This is a genomic window from Pseudomonas sp. NPDC086112 (assembly GCF_044746425.1).
GTDB lineage: Bacteria > Pseudomonadota > Gammaproteobacteria > Pseudomonadales > Pseudomonadaceae > Aquipseudomonas.
Genome location: NZ_JBIVCD010000005.1, coordinates 84,486 through 102,170, shown reverse-complemented (window position 1 = coordinate 102,170; position 17,685 = coordinate 84,486). Strand labels below are relative to the sequence as shown.

Sequence of the window (17,685 nt, the reverse complement as noted above, 5' to 3'; positions counted from 1 at the left end):
AAGAACGCTTTCGCCGGCAAGCCTGGCTCCTACAAATAAAGGGTCACAACACCAAATGCGGCAACCACAGCGAAATGGCGGGAATGTAGGTCACGGCCATCAGCACCAGGAACAGCACACCATAGAACGGCAGCAGCGCTTTCACAGTGCTTTCGATGCTGACCTTGCCCACCGCCGAGCCGACAAACAGCACCGCGCCCACTGGCGGCGTGATCAATCCGATCCCCAGGTTCACCAGCATGATCATGCCGAACTGCACCGGGTCCACGCCAATGCCCAGAATCACCGGCATCAGAATCGGCGTGAGGATCAGGATCAGCGGCGCCATGTCCATCACCGTGCCGAGCAACAGCAGCATCACGTTGATGCACATCAGGATCACGTAACGGTTGTCCGACAGGGTCAGGAACATCGTGGTGATCTTCGCCGGGATCTGCATCAGCGTCATGATGTAGCCGAAGCTGGCGGCGAAGCCGATCAGGATCATCACGATCGAGATCGTGCGCACCGTGCGGTGCATCAGCTTGGGCAGCTCACGCCATTTGTAGTCGCGGTAGATGAACATGGTGATGAAGAACGACCACAGCACCGCGATCGCCGCCGATTCGGTGGCGGTGAAGATGCCCGAGAGAATCCCGCCGAGAATGATGACCATCGCCATCATGCCCCACATCGCTTCACCGCAGATTTTCAGCGCCTGCTTGAGGGGAATGACTTCGCCCTTGGGATAATTGCGCTTTCTGGCGAAGATCAGGCACAGCACCATCAGGCACGCGCTCATCAGCAGGCCCGGCACCACGCCGGCCATGAACAGCGAAGCGATCGAAACGGTCCCCCCGGCAGCCAGCGAGTACAGCACTGAGTTATGGCTGGGTGGCGTCAACAGGGCTTGTACTGAACCGCTGACTGTCACGGCGGTGGAGAAATCCCGCGGATAGCCGCGACGCTCCATCTCCGGAATCAGCACCGAACCGACCGACGCCGTGTCTGCCACTGAAGACCCGGAAATCGCGCCAAAGAAGGTCGAGGCCATGATGTTCACCAGCGACAAGCCGCCGCGCACGAACCCCACCAGCACCCCGGCAAAAGCCACCAGCCTGCGGGACATGCCGCCCTCGGCCATGATCGCACCGGCGAGCACGAAGAAAGGAATCGCCAGCAACGAGAATTTGTTAACGCCGCCCGCGACCTGAATCATCAGCGCCTGGAACGGGATGTCGATCCACCACGCCCCGATCAAGGCAGAAAGCCCCAGGGCGTAGGCGACCGGCATGCCGATCAGGATCAAAGCGATAAAACTGCCGAGCAGAATCAGAGCGTCCATTTAGGCGGCACCTTCGCTTTCTTCAACCAGGTCGAAACGCACGACCCGACGGTTGCTCTGGTCACCGAGCAAGAGTTTTTCCAGCACGAAAATCAGCGTCAGCACACCGCCTACGGGGATCGGCATGTAGGTGATGCCCACGCGCAGGGTAGGCAAGGCGCTCATGAACTGGTTCCAGGTGGACATGCAGAGCTTGGTGCCCCAGATGGCCATGAACAGGCAAATGGTCGCCATCAGCAGTTGCGAAATAATGCTCATGGTCTTGCGCAGTTCGGGGGGCATGCGGTCGGTGAGCATGGCCACGGCCATGTGCGCACCGGCACGATAACTGGCGGCGGCGCCGATGAAGGTGAAGACCATCATCAGCAAGATTGCGGTGGGCTCCGGCCAACTGGAACCGGTGCCGAGGATGTAACGGGCGAAGACGCCCCAGGGAATGATCAGGGAAATAGCCAGGACCGACAGGCCGGCGACCCAGATGCAGGTCATGTAAATCCTGTCGTTGATGCGCAGCAGCAAATTCTTCATCGGATTTCACCGTCACCGGGCGCCGCTGACGATTCACTCGTCAACGGTGCCGGGCCTTTCATGAATGCAGGGAGGGTTACTGAACGGCTTCGATGCGCTTGATCAGGTCGGCGTAAGGCGCGCCGTATTTTTCCCGGACCGAAGCGGTGGCTTCATAGAAAGGTTTTTTGTCGACGGTGATGAACTCGACGCCGGCGGCCTTGAGTTTTTCTTCGCTGCTGGCGGACTTCGCATCCCACAGTGTGCGTTCCTGGGCCTGTGCGGCTTTGGCGGCTTTTTTCACCAACACTTGCTGGTCGGGGCTGAGTTTTTCCCAGGTGATTTTCGACATCACGATCGGCTCGGGCAGGATCAGGTGCCCGGTCAGGCTGTAGAACTTGGCGTTCTGGTAGTGGTTGTGTTCGAGCAGGGTCGGCGGGTTGTTTTCCGCGCCGTCGATCACCCCGGTCTGCAAGGCACTGAAAATCTCGCCGGTATCCATCGCGATGCCATTGCCGCCCATGGCATTGATGGTGTCGATGAACATCGGGTTGCCCTGCACGCGGATCTTCATGCCTTTGAGGTCGGCGAGGCTGCGAACCGGTTTCTTGGTGTAGATATTGCGCGTGCCTCCGTCCATCCAGGCCAGGGCGACCAGGTTGAATTCGGAGTGGGTGATCTTGTCGAGGATTTCGTCACCGACTTCACCGTCGATGACTTTGCGCATGTGCGCCTGGTCGCGGAACACGAACGGCATGTTGAACACGTTCACGTCCGGCACCACCGGCCCGACGATGCCTAGGCTGACCCGGGCCATCTGAATGGCGCCGACCTGGGCCTGTTCGATGACCTCTTTTTCCGAACCGAGCACACCGCCGGCGAACATCTTGAAAGTCAGTTTGCCGTTGCTGTCGGCCACCAGGGTTTTACCCAGTTGTTCTTCGGCGACCACGGTCGGGTAACCGGCGGGGTGAATGTCGGCGAATTTGATTTCCAGCGCCTGGGCGGCGCTGCTGAGGGTGAAGGTGAGTGCTGCAGTGATGGGAAGTGCGGCGGCGAGCAAGGTGCGTTTGAAATCCATGGGGTGTGTCTCCAGTCTTGTTGTTGTTTTTATTCAAGGCACAGCGATGCAGCAGAGGGGTTACAGCAATTCGTTGAACACCGGCTCGGGCAAGCCTTTGACGCCGGGGTTGAGGGCAAACACGCCGCCGGCCAGCGACTGTTCGTCATGGTCGTCAGCGGGACGGATCGAGGTCACAAATAGCGTATCGAGCTGGCTGCCACCAAAAGCGCACATAGTCGGTTTCTTCACTGGCACGGGGAGCGAACGATCCAGTCGGCCATCAGGGGTGAAACGGTGAATCAGCCCGGCGTCGTTAGCGCAGATCCAGTAGCAACCTTCGGCATCCACCGCCGCGCCGTCGGGGCGGCCGAGGAAGTGATGCATGTCGACGAACAGCCGGCGGTTGGACGGCGTGCCGCTGTCGATGTCGTAATCGAAGGCCCAGATCTGCTGCACATTCGGGTGCGAATCCGAGAGGTACATGGTCTTGCCGTCCGGGCTGAAGCCCAGGCCGTTGGGCACGATGAAACCGCTGAGCCGGGCGTCGAGCGGCCCGGGTTGTCCGGCGCTGTAGCGATAGAGCGTGCCGTCGGCGGCGTTGGCGCCCATGTTCTGCACCATGCTGCCGGCCCAGAAACGGCCCTGACGATCACAGCGGCCATCGTTCAGACGCATGTCGGGGCGGGCGTGATCGACGCGGGCCAGCAGTTCGCTGTCGAGGCTGCCATCGTTGTGCGGGTGCAGGTGAAAGAATCCGCTTTCCATGCCGGCGACCCAGCCACCCGCGCTGTGACGAGCGATGCAGGCGAGCATTTGCGGGGCTTTCCAGGCGTGAACGTGCCCGCTGTCGGCATTCCAGCGCTGTAATCCACCGGCCGGAATATCGACCCAGTACAGGGCGTTTTCCTCGGGGACCCACACCGGGCTTTCACCGACCGCATTGCGGGCATCGACAATCAATTCGACTTGCATGGCAACGCATTCCCTTGGCTTTGTTATGTGGGGATTGGCGAAGGCTCAGTCGCCGAACGGCCCGGCCGCGACAAAGACACCACCCTGATAAACCCGGGCCGGATCATCCTCGGCAGGCATTGGTTGGGCTTCGATTTTTTCGCGGAACACTTCGGACGTGTCCTGTGGCGCAAAACCCAGGTGTGCGGCGAAACGGTTGTCCCACCAGACGTTCTTGTTGGCGGACATGCCGTACACCACGGTGTGGCCGACATTCGGGGTGTACAACGCGCGTTCGAGCAGTTGGGTCATGTCGTCGAAGCTCAGCCAGGTGCTCATCATTCGGCGGTTCTGTGGTTCCGGGAACGAGGAGCCGATGCGGATGCTGACGGTTTCGATGCCATAGCGATCGAAGTAGAAACTGGCCATGTCTTCACCGTAGGACTTGGACAAGCCGTAATAGCTGTCCGGGCGGCGAGGGGAGTGGGCGTCGAGGGTTTCGTCCTGCTTGTAAAAGCCGATGACGTGGTTGGAACTGGCGAAAATCACCCGCTTCACGCCATGGCGACGGGCCGCTTCGTAGATATGGAACACGCCGCAGATGTTGGCGCCGAGGATCTCTTCGAACGGACGCTCCACCGACACGCCGCCGAAGTGCAGGATCGCGTCCACGCCTTCGACCAGTTGATGCACCGCTTGCTTGTTGGCGAGGTCGCACGGCACGACTTCTTCGCGATCATCAATGGCTGGCGCCATGTCGGCGATGTCCGACAGACGGAGGACGTTGGCGTAAGGTCGCAGGCGTTCGCGCAGGACTTTGCCGAGGCCACCGGCGGCGCCGGTCAGGAGCAGGCGATTGAATGGGGATGTGGTCGTCATGTAAATCCCTGAACAGTAAATTGTCGTTATTGGGTTGTTGTAGGTTGTCGTATGACTTGGTCGAAGTATTGTTAGGCTTTCCGGCGCTTGTCAACGCGACTTTGGTTGAAATTGACGGAGGGTCATGTTCATTCATCCCTCATGAATGTGCCGAACCTGTGGGAGCGGGCTTGCTCGCGAAGACGGCGGCACAGTCAACATTAGTGTCGCCTGACACATCGCCTTCGCGAGCAAGCCCGCTCCCACATGGGATTTATGCCAACCTGAAAAGGTGTCCGCCTTACAACAACGAAATCGGGTAACTGATAAAGATCCTGTTCTCATCGAATTCATTGGTGCTGAAATCGCGGCGGATGGTCGCGTTGCGCCATTTGACGTTGAGGCTCTTCAGCGCACCGCTTTGCACGGTGTAGGCCAGTTCCGATTCGCGGCCCCATTCCTTGCCATCGGTGATCGCTCCGGTGTGCACGTTATCGCCGCTGATGTAGCGGTTCATCAGCGTCAGGCCGGGGATGCCGAGGGCGACGAAGTTGTAGTCGTGGCGCACCTGCCAGGAGCGTTCCTTGGCATTGTCATAGCTGGCGTTGTAGCTGTCGTTGGCCAGCGTGCCGCCGCTGGTGCCGTTGACGCGCATCCAGGCGCTGTCGCCGCTGAGTTTTTGCAGGCCGACATAGAAGGTGTTGCCGCCGTATTTGGCCGAGAGCAGGGCGAACGCGGTTTTGTTATCGAGGTCGCCGGCCAGCGCGCTGCCGTCTTCCTTGCCGATGAAGTAACCGAGGTTGGCACCCAGGGTCCAGTCACCCATGGGCTGGCTATGGCTCAGGTTGAAATACTGCTGCTGATAAATGTCGCTGAGTTCCGCGTACCACACGCCGACCTGAGTACGCTTTTCATTGAACGCATACTCGCCGCCACCAAAGTTGAAGCGGTCGGAGGTGAACGCGCCTCTGCCGCTCATCGACATGTCTTCCATGCTCGCGTCATTGCGCGGGCTGTTGCCGCGAAACTGGCCGCCATAGAGCGTCAGGCCGCTGAGTTCGGTGGAGGTGACCTGGCCGCCGCGAAAGGTTTGCGGCAGCGAGCGACCATCATCGGAGCGCAGGATCGGCAGCACCGGCATCCATTCCCCGACCTTCAATTCGGTTTTCGACACCTTGGCTTTCAGCGCCACACCCAGACGGCCGAAATTATCGGCGGGGCGGCCGTCATCATGGATCGGCAGCAACTGCGTGCCACCCGTGCCCTTACCGCCGTCGAGTTTCTGCGAGTACATACCGAGTACATCCACGCCGAAACCGACGGGGCCCTGAGTGAACCCGGATTTGGCGTCGAGGATGAAGTTCTGCGTCCACTCTTCAGCCTTGCCCTGGGCATTGTTCGGGTTGGTGAAGTTGCGATTGATGTAGGCGTTACGCAGGTTCAGCGTGGCCTTGGCGTCATCGACGAAACCTTCGGCCTGGCTGGTCAGGGGCAGGAGGAAGGCCAGGCTGCTGCAACCGATCAGGCTGAGAGTATGGCGACGGACGAAGGTGGGGCGAGGGGTGCTGGCGAAGGAATTGCGGGCGAGTCTGCTCACGATAACGCTCCCTTGTTTTTTGTTGTTTTTATTTTTTGTCATACGTCGTCGTACAACATTGGCGGCGATTATTTGCGAGGCTTTAAGGGGATGTCAATCACAAGTTATACGATGACTTCTCCATCAATGTTGACTGTCACCGAGCTGCAAGGCCACCGTACGAAGTTTCGTTTTCCCCTGTCGCCCCGATCCAGAGCGGATGCTAGTCTTGATCAACGTTGTTGCCAGGGAGCCCTCATGGGCAATCACAAGATCGAGATTCGTCGCAGTAACGTCGAAAAAATTCTGCTGGGGGCCGAAAAAGTCTTCGCCGAAAAAGGTTTCGGCAGCACCGCCATGGCCGACATCGCCGCCGAAGTGCAACTGCCGCGTTCCAACCTGCATTACTACTTCAGCACCAAGAGCGAGCTGTACAGCGCGGTATTGCTGGGTTTGCTGGAGGTCTGGAAGCAGGACGCCTTGTGCTTCGAGATGTTCGATGACCCGCGTGTGGTACTCAGCAGTTACATCCGCGCCAAGATGAACCATTCCCGCAGCCGGCCGTACGGTTCGAAAGTCTGGGCCAACGAAATCATCCACGGTGCGCCGACACTGGGTGACAAACTGGACGCCAGCCTGTACGACTGGGCCAAGATGAAAGAAGCGAAAATTCGCCAGTGGGTGGAGGACAAACGCATCCTGCCGGTGGAGCCTTCCAGCCTGCTGTACATGATCTGGGCCTCGACCCAGCACTACGCCGACTTTGATCACCAGGTGAATATTCTTAATGATCACCAGCCGCTGTCGGACATGCAGTTCGAGCGGGCGGTGCAGACGGTGACAAGCGTGATCTTGCGGGGGATCGGGTTGGAGCCTTGAGATTTTTGGCGCTATTGCCGGCCTCTTCGCGAGCGAGCCCGCTCCCACATTAAATCTCTAGCGAACACAGTATTTGTGCACGAAGGTGATCCACTGTGGGAGCGGGCTTGCTCGCGAAGGCGTCAGTTCAGGCAACGCAGTCCTCAGACCGCGACATGGTACGGATTCCTCGGATCATGATTCCAGTCCAGAAACGGCTTGCCCGTATCCATCGGCACCATCTCGATGCAATCCTGCACCGGGCAAGTGATCTGGCACAAATTGCACCCCACACACTCATCATCGATCACTTCATATTTATGCGTCCCGTCCGCCTGCTTAAGGCTTGCAATCGCCTGGTGCGAGGTGTCTTCGCAAGCGATGTGGCAGCGACCGCAACCGATGCACGCCTGCTGATCAATCTTCGCAATCACCTGATAGTTGATGTCCAGGTACTTCCAGTCCGTGGTATTGCCCACCGCTCGCCCGGAAAATTCCGACACGCTGGCGTAGCCCTGACTGTCCATCCAGCGAGACAAACCGTCCTTCATCTCCTCGACAATCCGGAAACCATGCAGCATCGCCGCCGTGCATACCTGCACCGAACCGCTGCCCAGGGCAATGAATTCCGCCGCATCGCGCCAACTGCCGATGCCACCAATGCCAGAGATCGGCAGACCTTGGGTCTGAGGATCGCGGGCGATCTCCGCGACCATGTTCAGCGCGATCGGCTTCACCGCCGAGCCGCAATAACCACCATGGGTGCTTTGGCTGCCCACGGCTGGGTTGGCGACCATGCGTTCCAGGTTGACGCTGGTGATCGAGTTGATCGTGTTGATCAGCGACACCGCATCGGCCCCGCCCCGGTAAGCGGCACGGGCCGCGACGCGGATGTCGGTGATGTTCGGCGTGAGCTTGACGATCACCGGCAGCGAGCAATAGGTCTTGCACCAGCGGGTGACCTGCTCGACGTATTCCGGCACTTGGCCGACCGCCGCGCCCATACCCCGTTCCGGCATGCCGTGGGGGCAGCCGAAATTCAGTTCGATGCCATCGGCCCCGGTGGCTTCCACCAGCGGCAGAATGTTTTTCCATGACTCTTCGACGCAGGGCACCATCAGCGACACGATCAGCGCGCGATCCGGCCAGTCCTTTTTGACCTGGGTGATTTCCCGCAGGTTGATCTCCAGCGAACGGTCGGTGATCAGTTCAATGTTGTTAAAACCCAGCACTTCCCGATTAGCCCCGAAGTGCGCCGAGTAACGCGACGATACGTTGACCGCCGCCGGGTCTTCACCCAGGGTTTTCCAGACCACGCCGCCCCAGCCGGCCTCGAACGCGCGAACCACGTTGTAGGCTTTGTCGGTCGGCGGCGCAGAGGCCAGCCAGAACGGATTGGGGGCTTTGATGCCGGCGAAGACAATCGAGAGATCGGCCATTTACGCAGCCTCCACGTTGAGCATGAGTTGAGCGTTGATGGCCTCGGCGGCCAGCTTGCCGTGTTGCACGGCCTGCACGGTGAGGTCCTGATCGAGGCTGGTGCAGTCGCCGCCGGCATACACGCCGGGGATGCTGGTGCGCAGCTGTTCGTCGACGAGGATGCGGTCGCCCTGACGCTTGAGTTCACGGGCCAGCGGATCGGCGAGGGCGCTGTTGTCGAAGGTTTGGCCGATGGCTTTGAAGATCGCGTCGGCGGCCAGTTCGAAGGTTTCGCCGGTGGTTTGCAGACGACCTTCCACCAACCGGGTGCGGGCGAAGCGCATGCCGCGCACCTGGCCCTTATCGTCGAGCAGCACCTCTTGCGGTTGCGCCCAGGTCAGCAGCCGCACCTGATTGGCCTTGGCGATGTCCTGTTCGTGACCGGTGGCGCCCATGTCCGGGGCGCCGCGGCGGTACACCAGATTCACGTCGCGAGCGCCGAGACGGGCCATTTGCACGGCCATGTCGATGGCGGTGTTGCCGGCACCAAGGACAATGCAGTGCTCGGCCAGTGGCAGTTGCGTCAGGTCATCGGCCTGACGCAGTTCGCGGATGTAGTCGGTGGCGGCGAGCAGGCCGGGGGCATCCTCATGGGCTAGCCCCAGCTGTTTGCTGGCGGCCAGACCAAGGCCGAGGAACACCGCATCGAATTGCTGATGCAGTTCGCTGAGGGTCAGGTTGTCGCCGAGTTTCTGGCCGTGGCGGATTTCGATCCCGCCAATCCCCATCAGGAATTCAAGTTCCTTCTGCGCGTAATCGTCCACCAGTTTGTACTTGGCGATTCCGTATTCGTTGAGGCCGCCAGCCTTTTCCCGCGCCTCGAAAATCACCACGTCATGGCCGTGCATGGCGCTGCGGTGCGCACACGACAAACCCGCCGGGCCGGCACCGACCACGGCGATGCGCTTGCCGGTCGAGGCGGCACGCTGGAACGGGTGTTCGCTGAAATGGGCATTGTCCACGGCATAGCGTTGCAACAGGCCGATCAGCACCGGCGCGCATTCCTGGGCGTTGTTGCGCACGCAGGCCTGCTGGCAAAGAATCTCCGTCGGGCAGACCCGGGCGCAACTGCCGCCGAGGATATTCGCCGTGAGGATTTTCTGCGCGGCGCCCTGAACGTTTTCCTGATGGATATTGCGGATGAACGATGGAATATCGATGTCGCTCGGACAGGCATTCACACACGGCGCGTCGTAGCAATACAGGCAGCGCGAGGCTTCCAGATGGGCCTGACGGTCGTTGAGCGGTGGCGCCAGATCGGTGAAATGGCCGGCCAGGGCGACCGCGTCCTCATGGGGATGCGGGAGGTGGTTCAAGGTCTTGATCACGGTGTTGGCCTCACGGTTATTTGAGGTGCTGCCTCTGATGGGCATTGGTTTTTTTGTTGTCTGGGCCGGCCTCTTCGCGGGCAAGCCTCGCTCCTACAGGGGGATGCATTCCAAATGTAGGAGCGAGGCTTGCCCGCGAAGGCCGAAGGCCTCGATCTCAGCGTTTCACAGCAACCGGCTTATTCATCTCAGCCCGCTTGCTCAGCAAATCAAACACCGCCGGATACGCCGGCCGTTCGACATACCGACCGGCACCACGCTCGGCGCGCAAATCACCATCGGCCCACACCACTCGGCCCTGGCTGACGGTGTGGCTCGGCACGCCACGCACGGTCTTGCCTTCAAAAATATTGAAGTCGACTTGCTGGTGATGGGTCTTGGCTGAAATCGTCCGCGTACCTTCCGGATCCCAGAGCACCAGATCCGCATCGGCGCCAACGCGGATTGCCCCTTTGCGCGGATAGAGGTTGAAGATCTTCGCGGTGTTGGTAGAGGTGAGGGCAACGAAGTGCTGCATCGACAAACGCCCGGTATTCACCCCTTCATCCCAGAGCACCGCCATGCGGTCTTCGATACCGGCGGTGCCGTTGGGGATTTTGCTGAAGTCGTCACGACCGGCGGCTTTTTGCTCGGCGCAGAAGCAGCAGTGGTCGGTGGCGGTGGTGTGCAGGTTGCCCGCTTGCAGGCCATGCCAAAGCGCCTCTTGATGGCCGCGAGGACGGAAGGGCGGGCTCATCACGTAACCGGCGGCGGTCTGCCAGTCCGGGTGTTGGTAAACGCTGTCGTCCAATAGCAGATGCCCGGCCAGCACTTCGCCGTAGACCGGTTGGCCCTTGGCGCGGGCGTAGGTGATTTCGTCGAGGGCTTCCTTGGTCGAGACGTGCACCAGGTACAGCGGCGTGCCGAGGGTTTCGGCAATGCGGATCGCCCGGCTCGCGGCTTCACCTTCCACCTGCGAAGGCCGCGACAGCGGATGTGCTTCCGGCCCGGTCATGCCCTGGGCCATCAATTTGCGTTGCAGGTGATAGACCAGTTCGCCGTTTTCCGCATGCACGGTCGGCACGGCGCCCAATTCCAGACAACGCTCGAAACTCGCCACCAATGTGTCGTCGGCTGCCATGATCGCGTTCTTGTAGGCCATGAAGTGCTTGAAGCTGTTGACCCCGTGGTGGCTGACCAGCTCGGCCATTTCTTCGCGGACCTGTTCGCTCCACCAGGTGATCGCGACATGGAAACCGTAATCCGACGCCGATTTCTCCGCCCAGCCGCGCCATTGATGAAACGCCTCCATCAACGATTGCTGCGGGTTGGGAATCACGAAGTCGATGATCGAGGTGGTACCGCCGGCAAGCCCCGCTGCGGTGCCGCTGAAGAAGTCCTCGCTGGCCACCGTGCCCATGAAGGGCAGTTGCATGTGAGTGTGCGGGTCGATGCCGCCGGGCATCAGGTATTGGCCGCTGCCGTCGAGCACTTCGGCATCGACGGGAACATCGAGGTTTTCACCGATGGCTTTGATCACGCCGTCGGCGCAATAGACGTCGGCGCGATAACTTTCATCATGGGTAATAACGGTGGCGCCACGGATCAACAGAGACATTCCGAGTTCCTCGCAGGCATTGACCGACTGATGCCGGTTCTAAATGTTTTATATGAAGCAGACGCCAATCGGTGTATTCCTGTCAGCGCTGTCAAGAATAGACGCTAGCTGCAGTTTGTGGATTGAGCAAGAATATTTTTTATAAGCTTATTGCTGTTTTAACTAATTGAAAAATAACGATAAAAACTGAAAATCACCAAAATGGTGAGGCCTCTCACCATTTTGACGCACTTGACAGGTTCGAAATATGGTCAAGATTTTCTATGTGAAATCAGCCGCTTGAGGATGGTCTATGGTTGATGCGCAATCTTTCAAAAAAGATCGACGCACCAGATTGAGTCCTGACTGTTCGGACAACTTGCCTGACATTCGGCCTGAGTGGCATGGCAACACACCGCGGATTCAATAGTTGGATAAATAAAGCTGATTAACATCAGTTAGTTAGCGAAATTTTATGGCGCTGCCCAATGCGCTAGCGGGGCACCCGGCACGTTTATTGATGCCGCCGCTGACACCTTGGCCGGTCCATGAAAGTTGTCAGTTTCTCCGGCCATCGTCGGGCTTGCGCACTTTGCGCCAGCCCCTGATGAGCAAAAATAATCAAAAGAACAGTGGAGCGGCCATGCAACAGATCAGATCGCAAGTGACCGAGCGCGACGGCTTGTTTGAGCTCGAAGCCGGCAGCGACGTGCTTGACAGTCCCCGTTACAACCACGACATGGCACCGACCAAGGTGCGCGAACGAACCTGGAACAAATGGCACATCACCGCGCTGTGGGTCGGCATGGCGATCTGCGTGCCGACCTACACCCTCGGCGGCGTGCTCACCGCTTATTTCGGCCTGAGCGTCGGTGAAGCGCTGCTGGCGATTCTGTTTGCCAACATCATCGTGCTGATCCCGCTGACCCTGAACGCCTTCCCCGGCACCAAGTACGGCATTCCGTTTCCGGTGTTGCTGCGCTCATCCTTCGGCATCCTCGGTTCCAACATTCCGTGTCTGATTCGTGCCCTGGTGGCCTGCGGCTGGTTCGGCATCCAGACGATGTTCGGCGGGCTGGCGATTCACCTGTTTCTCGGTTCGGTGTTCGATGGCTGGAAAGCCCTCGGCGGCACCGGTGAAGTGATCGGCTTCATGCTGTTCTGGGCCTTGAACCTGTGGGTGGTGATTCGCGGCGCGGACTCGATCAAATGGCTGGAAACCCTTTCGGCACCGTTACTGGTGCTGGTGGGCGTGGGGTTGCTGGTGTGGGCGATGCCGAACGTATCGATGACCGAACTGATGGCGATCCCGGCCAAGCGTCCGGAAGGGGCCAGCGTGGTCAGTTACTTTGCCGCCGGGCTGACCGCGATGGTCGGGTTCTGGGCCACCTTGTCGCTGAACATTCCAGACTTCAGCCGCTACGCGAAAAGCCAGAAGGATCAGATCGTCGGGCAGATTATCGGCTTGCCCCTGACCATGTTCCTGTTCGCCTCCCTTGGTGTGGTGATGACAGCCGCTTCGGTAAAACTGGTGGGCGTCACTGTCTCTGATCCGGTCACGTTGATCGGCCATATCCAGAGCCCGGTCTGGGTCGCCCTGGCCATGGCGCTGATCATCATCGCCACGTTGTCGACCAACACCGCGGCCAACATTGTTTCGCCGACCAATGACTTCCAGAACGTCGCGCCCAAGGTCATCAACCGCACCAAAGCGGTGATGCTCACGGGTTTGGTCGGGTTGGCGCTGATGGCCCATGAATTGTTGAAAAAACTGGGGCTGATCGTCTCGGATTTGAGCCTGGAGACGGTGTATTCCAACTGGTTGCTGGGCTATTCAAGCCTGCTGGGCCCGATCGCCGGGATCATGGTGGTGGACTATTTCCTGATCAAGAAACAGCAACTGGACCTGGCGGGCCTCTACCGTGATGACGTTTACCCGGCGTGGAACTGGTTCGGTTTTATCGCGTTCGGCGTGCCGGTGGCGTTGACGCTGCTGTCGCTGGGCAGCGATGCGTTCAGCTGGTTCTACAGCTACGGCTGGTTCACTGGCTCGGCCCTTGGTGGGTTGATTTATTACGGGTTGAGCGTGATGCGGCCGAGTCCTACTGCTGTGAAATCGGCGGTGTGAGGGATGGCCTCTTCGCGAGCAAGCCCGCTCCCACATTTGGAATGCATTCCCCTGTGGGAGCGGGCTTGCTCGCGAAGGCGGCCTCAAAGACATCAAAAATTCGCCTGAAGAAACCTATAACAAAACTGCCTGAGGAGATCACCATGAACGCTGCCATAGACGTTCTGCAGTCCACCCATCAGCACATCAACCGCGACCGTCTGTGGCAGTCGCTCATGGACCTGGCCAAACTCGGTGCCACGGTCAAGGGCGGCGTCTGTCGGCTGGCCCTGACCGACCTCGACCGCCAGGCCCGGGACATCTTCGTGAACTGGTGCGAGGAAGCCGGCTGCACCGTCAGCATCGACGCCGTCGGCAATATCTTCGCCCGTCGGCCTGGCCGCAATCCGAATCTGCCGCCGGTAATGACCGGCAGCCACATCGACACCCAACCCACTGGCGGCAAGTTCGACGGCTGCTTCGGCGTGCTGGCCGGGGTCGAAGTCTTGCGCACCCTCAATGACCTGGGTGTGGAAACCGAAGCGCCGCTGGAAGTGGTGGTCTGGACCAACGAAGAAGGCTCGCGCTTCGCTCCCTGCATGATGGGCTCCGGCGTGTTCGCGGAAAAATTCACCCTCGAAGAAACCCTGGCCAAGGTTGATGCCGAGGGCGTGACCGTCGGCGAAGCCCTGAACGCCATTGGCTATGCCGGACCGCGCAAGGTCAGCGGCCATGCCGTAGGCGCGTATTTCGAAGCTCACATCGAGCAAGGCCCGATTCTTGAGGATGAGCGCAAAACCATCGGTGTCGTGATGGGCGCCCTCGGGCAGAAATGGTTCGACCTGAAACTGCGCGGCGTCGAAGCCCATGCCGGTCCGACGCCGATGCACCTGCGCAAGGACGCTCTGGTCGGCGCCTCGGTGATCGTCGGCGCGGTCAATCGCGCCGCCCTCGGCCATCAACCCCACGCCTGCGGCACCGTCGGCTGCCTGCAAGCCTACCCCGGCTCGCGCAACGTGATTCCTGGCGAAGTGCGCATGACCCTGGATTTTCGTCATCTGGAGCCGGCGCGACTCGATTCAATGATCGCCGAAGTTCGCGAAGTCATCGAAACCACCTGCGAGGAACACGGCCTGACGTTCGAACTGACCCCCACCGCCGACTTCCCGCCGCTGTACTTCGACAAGGGCTGCGTCGAAGCGGTACGCGGCGCGGCGCAAGGGTTGGGTTTATCGCACATGGACATCGTCAGCGGTGCAGGGCACGACGCGATCTTCCTCGCCGAACTTGGCCCGGCCGGGATGATCTTCGTGCCCTGCGAGGGCGGCATCAGCCACAACGAAATCGAAAACGCCGCGCCGGATGACCTCGCCGCCGGGTGTGCGGTGTTGTTGCGGGCAATGCTGGCGGCTTCGGAGGCGATTGCCAGTGGCAAGCAAGCGGCTTGAGGCATCGGTTGTTCGATAGCCTCATTGTGTTGGCGGTATGCTCAACGGCGGGTTTGCAACGCTTTGAACATCAGCATCCCCGCCAGCATGGCGATGACGAAAACCCAGGCCTGCCAGTGGCCCGTTGGTAGCAACACCAGCGCCGGGCCGGGACAGATGCCGGCAATGCCCCAACCGACTCCGAATAGCAGGCTGCCACCGATCAGGCGCCGATCCAGCTCACGGCTGATTGGCAACTGCATAGGCGCCCCCAACAAGGACGTTGGTTGTTTCATGGCCCAATGAAACGGCCCCCAGGCCACGGCAATGGCCCCGATCATGACCAGCGCCAGGGAGGGATCCCACACACCGGTAATGTCCAGAAAGCCCAGTACTTTGGCCGGGTTTGCCATGCCGGCCAGCAACAGGCCGATGCCAAACAGCAGGCCGGCAAGGAAAGCGGTCAGTTTGCGCATGTTCAATACCCCAGCTGATGACGCAGGACGAACACCGTCACGAAGCCGGCGAACATGAAGCTTAAGGTGGCGGCAATGGAGCGCGGTGACAGGCGCGAGATACCGCACACGCCGTGGCCACTGGTGCATCCGGAGCCATAACGAGTGCCGACGCCGACGCACAATCCGGCAATGATCAGACCCACGGCACCGGTTTTGAATTCGATGGCCGGCCACACATGAAACAACGCCCACAACAACGGCGCGGCCAATAGTCCGAGCAGGAATAGAGCTTTTTCGCCCCGTCCCGAATCATTACCCTCAAGCAGACTGCCTAGCAGCCCGCTGATCCCGGCAACGCGTCCGTTGGCCACTACCATGACGCTGGCGGCCAGGCCGATCAGCGCTCCGCCCGCGAGGGCGGACCAGGGGGTGAAATGCAGAGAATCAAACGTCATGGCAACTCTCCAGATAGGCAAAGAGCGGCACTAAAGCACTCTTTTCGTATTGGGCATAGGGCTACTTTGGGAGGGCAGCTTCTGTCGGGCTTTGCACTATCCCAACCGCCCGCGGTCGTAATCTTCATAGTGCGGCGCATGACTGCCGCCGCAATCGTGGAGTTCCAATGAGCCAGGACGTCCTGACCACCGAAACCAATCGCCGCCAGTTGCAGCAGATCATCGCCGGCCTGTCCGACGGGGTGATTCTGCTGGAACTCGACCAGACGATCCTCTGGGCCAACGACGCCGCGCTGACCATGCACGGTGTCAGTCGGATCGGTGAGCTGGGGGCCAATGCCAAGGAGTACGCGAAGCGGTTTGCCTTGCGCTATCGCAACAATCACCCGGTGGCGACGGAGAATTATCCGATCAGCCGCGTTGCCCGCGGCGAGATGTTCAACGATGTACTGGTTGAATTGACGCCAGTCGAAAACGACGAGCGCACCTGGGTCCATAGCGTGCGCAGCATGGTGCTGGCCGACCATGCCGGCGAGCCGGAGTCGTTGGTGCTGATCATGAATGACGTCACCGAATGGGCCAGCGCCGAGCAGCGTTTCGAAAAGACCTTCAATGCCAACCCGGCCCCGGCGGTGATCTGTCGCCTCAGCGATTTGCGTTACATCAAAGTCAACCAGGGCTTCCTGGAAATGACCGGTTATGCCCGCGATCAGGTGATCGGCGCTTCGACCTATGAGCTGGATGTGCTGGAGCGCGCTGAAAACAAGGACCTGGCCAAGCAGCGTTTGCGTGATGGGGCAACCATTCCGCAGATGCAGGCCGAACTGCAATTGCCCGACGGTGGCAGCAAACAGGTAATCGTTGCCGGGCAACCGCTGGAGCTCAACGACGAAGCTTGCATGCTGTTTTCCTTTGTCGACATGGAACTGCGGCACAAGGCTGAAATAGCCCTGCGCCAGAGTGAGGAACGGTTTGCCAAAGCCTTTCGCCTCACCCCGGTGCCGATCCTGGTGTGCAGCGCCGACGATCAAGTGGTGATGGATGTCAACGAAGCGTTTCTCGATACCCTCGAGTGCCCGAGTGAAGAGGTGCTCGGCAAGACCGTGGCGCAACTCGGTTTCATCAATGACGCAGGCGCTCGCACGCGATTGTTTGCGGCCCTGGAGAAAACCGGGAGTGTGGATCGCATCGAAGTCAGGGTACGCCGCAAGGATGCCGGGCTGATCGATTGCGCCGTCTCGGCGGACACCGTGAACATTCAGGGTGGCACTTGCTACCTGCTGGTGTTGATGGACATTACGGAGCGCAAACGCACCGAGCTGGAACTGGTGTCAGCCATTGAAGAGGTGATGAAAGATGCCTCCTGGTTCAGCCGCACACTGATCGAAAAACTCGCCAACGTGAAGAACGTCAATTCACCGCAGTTGCCCACTGTGTCGTTCACCGAACTGACCGCGCGAGAGCGCGATGTGCTCGGCTTGATCTGTGAAGGCCTGGCCGACAAGGAAATCGCCGCACGCCTGAAACTGGCGCCTAATACGGTGCGCAATCATGTTTCGACGGTGTATTCCAAACTCGACGTGCACAGCCGCAGCGAGGCGATTGTATGGGCTCGCGAACGGGGTCTGTTCTCCAGCGAGAGGCGGCCCAAGGGGCAACGTTAAGATGCAAATGCACTAGTTGGGATGGTGCAATTTGATGTTCTGCTCAGGGGCTGG

15 protein-coding genes are annotated in these 17,685 nt (G+C 59.9%); 4 read left to right on the top strand and 11 right to left on the bottom strand.

Features of this window, described 5'->3' with window-relative positions:
- Window positions 1–43: 43 nt before the first annotated feature.
- The 6 genes from ACIPLA_RS05710 to ACIPLA_RS05685 all read right to left on the bottom strand — a co-directional run bounded on the left by ACIPLA_RS05710 (window position 44) and on the right by ACIPLA_RS05685 (window position 6,300).
- Complete coding sequence (locus tag ACIPLA_RS05710) at window positions 44–1,324, bottom strand: TRAP transporter large permease (protein ID WP_401172195.1); 1,281 nt, start codon at window positions 1,322–1,324, stop codon at window positions 44–46.
- Window positions 1,325–1,852, bottom strand: coding sequence for a TRAP transporter small permease (locus ACIPLA_RS05705; protein WP_123495195.1), 528 nt, complete (start codon window positions 1,850–1,852; stop codon window positions 1,325–1,327).
- Between the two features lie 76 nt (window positions 1,853–1,928).
- Complete coding sequence (locus tag ACIPLA_RS05700) at window positions 1,929–2,912, bottom strand: TRAP transporter substrate-binding protein (RefSeq protein ID WP_007899503.1); 984 nt, start codon at window positions 2,910–2,912, stop codon at window positions 1,929–1,931.
- Window positions 2,913–2,972: 60 nt separating this feature from the next.
- Complete coding sequence (locus ACIPLA_RS05695) at window positions 2,973–3,866, bottom strand: SMP-30/gluconolactonase/LRE family protein (protein ID WP_218396359.1); 894 nt, start codon at window positions 3,864–3,866, stop codon at window positions 2,973–2,975.
- Window positions 3,867–3,911: 45 nt separating this feature from the next.
- Window positions 3,912–4,724 carry an NAD-dependent epimerase/dehydratase family protein gene (locus ACIPLA_RS05690; RefSeq protein WP_401172190.1) on the bottom strand — a complete coding sequence of 271 codons (813 nt, stop codon included), beginning with the start codon at window positions 4,722–4,724 and terminating at the stop codon, window positions 3,912–3,914.
- Window positions 4,725–5,004: 280 nt separating this feature from the next.
- The gene (locus ACIPLA_RS05685) at window positions 5,005–6,300 is read right to left on the bottom strand and encodes an OprD family porin (protein ID WP_218396355.1); all 1,296 of its coding nucleotides are present in this window, start codon (window positions 6,298–6,300) and stop codon (window positions 5,005–5,007) included.
- Window positions 6,301–6,537: 237 nt separating this feature from the next.
- Here ACIPLA_RS05685 and ACIPLA_RS05680 point away from each other — a divergent pair, with 237 nt between their 5' ends.
- Window positions 6,538–7,158 carry a TetR/AcrR family transcriptional regulator gene (locus ACIPLA_RS05680; RefSeq protein WP_123495187.1) on the top strand — a complete coding sequence of 207 codons (621 nt, stop codon included), beginning with the start codon at window positions 6,538–6,540 and terminating at the stop codon, window positions 7,156–7,158.
- A 143-nt stretch (window positions 7,159–7,301) separates the two neighbouring features.
- On the opposite strand, the gene preA is transcribed toward ACIPLA_RS05680, so the two are convergent.
- The 3 genes from preA to hydA form a co-directional block, all read right to left on the bottom strand.
- The gene (gene preA, locus ACIPLA_RS05675) at window positions 7,302–8,576 is read right to left on the bottom strand and encodes an NAD-dependent dihydropyrimidine dehydrogenase subunit PreA (protein WP_218396353.1); all 1,275 of its coding nucleotides are present in this window, start codon (window positions 8,574–8,576) and stop codon (window positions 7,302–7,304) included.
- Window positions 8,577–9,944 (bottom strand): NAD(P)-dependent oxidoreductase, encoded by a 1,368-nt coding sequence (locus ACIPLA_RS05670; protein ID WP_401172412.1) that lies wholly within the window; start codon window positions 9,942–9,944, stop codon window positions 8,577–8,579.
- A 157-nt stretch (window positions 9,945–10,101) separates the two neighbouring features.
- A complete protein-coding gene (hydA, locus tag ACIPLA_RS05665) occupies window positions 10,102–11,541 on the bottom strand; it encodes a dihydropyrimidinase (protein ID WP_401172185.1) in 1,440 nt (479 codons plus the stop codon).
- A gap of 622 nt (window positions 11,542–12,163) precedes the next feature.
- On the opposite strand from hydA, the gene ACIPLA_RS05660 reads away from it, so the two are divergent.
- Together ACIPLA_RS05660 and ACIPLA_RS05655 are read left to right on the top strand one after the other, a co-directional pair.
- Complete coding sequence (locus ACIPLA_RS05660) at window positions 12,164–13,648, top strand: NCS1 family nucleobase:cation symporter-1 (protein WP_218396349.1); 1,485 nt, start codon at window positions 12,164–12,166, stop codon at window positions 13,646–13,648.
- A 143-nt stretch (window positions 13,649–13,791) separates the two neighbouring features.
- Entirely contained in the window at window positions 13,792–15,075 is a 1,284-nt protein-coding gene (locus tag ACIPLA_RS05655; protein WP_218396347.1) for a Zn-dependent hydrolase, read from the top strand.
- Between the two features lie 41 nt (window positions 15,076–15,116).
- Here ACIPLA_RS05655 and ACIPLA_RS05650 read toward each other — a convergent pair whose 3' ends face one another.
- On the bottom strand, window positions 15,117–15,530 hold the full coding sequence (locus ACIPLA_RS05650) for a DUF6691 family protein (RefSeq protein WP_052964169.1): 414 nt from the start codon (window positions 15,528–15,530) through the stop codon (window positions 15,117–15,119).
- A 2-nt stretch (window positions 15,531–15,532) separates the two neighbouring features.
- Window positions 15,533–15,967 (bottom strand): YeeE/YedE family protein, encoded by a 435-nt coding sequence (locus tag ACIPLA_RS05645; RefSeq protein WP_218396344.1) that lies wholly within the window; start codon window positions 15,965–15,967, stop codon window positions 15,533–15,535.
- Window positions 15,968–16,134: 167 nt separating this feature from the next.
- Here ACIPLA_RS05645 and ACIPLA_RS05640 point away from each other — a divergent pair, with 167 nt between their 5' ends.
- The gene (locus ACIPLA_RS05640) at window positions 16,135–17,631 is read left to right on the top strand and encodes a PAS domain S-box protein (RefSeq protein ID WP_401172179.1); all 1,497 of its coding nucleotides are present in this window, start codon (window positions 16,135–16,137) and stop codon (window positions 17,629–17,631) included.
- Window positions 17,632–17,685: the final 54 nt, after the last annotated feature.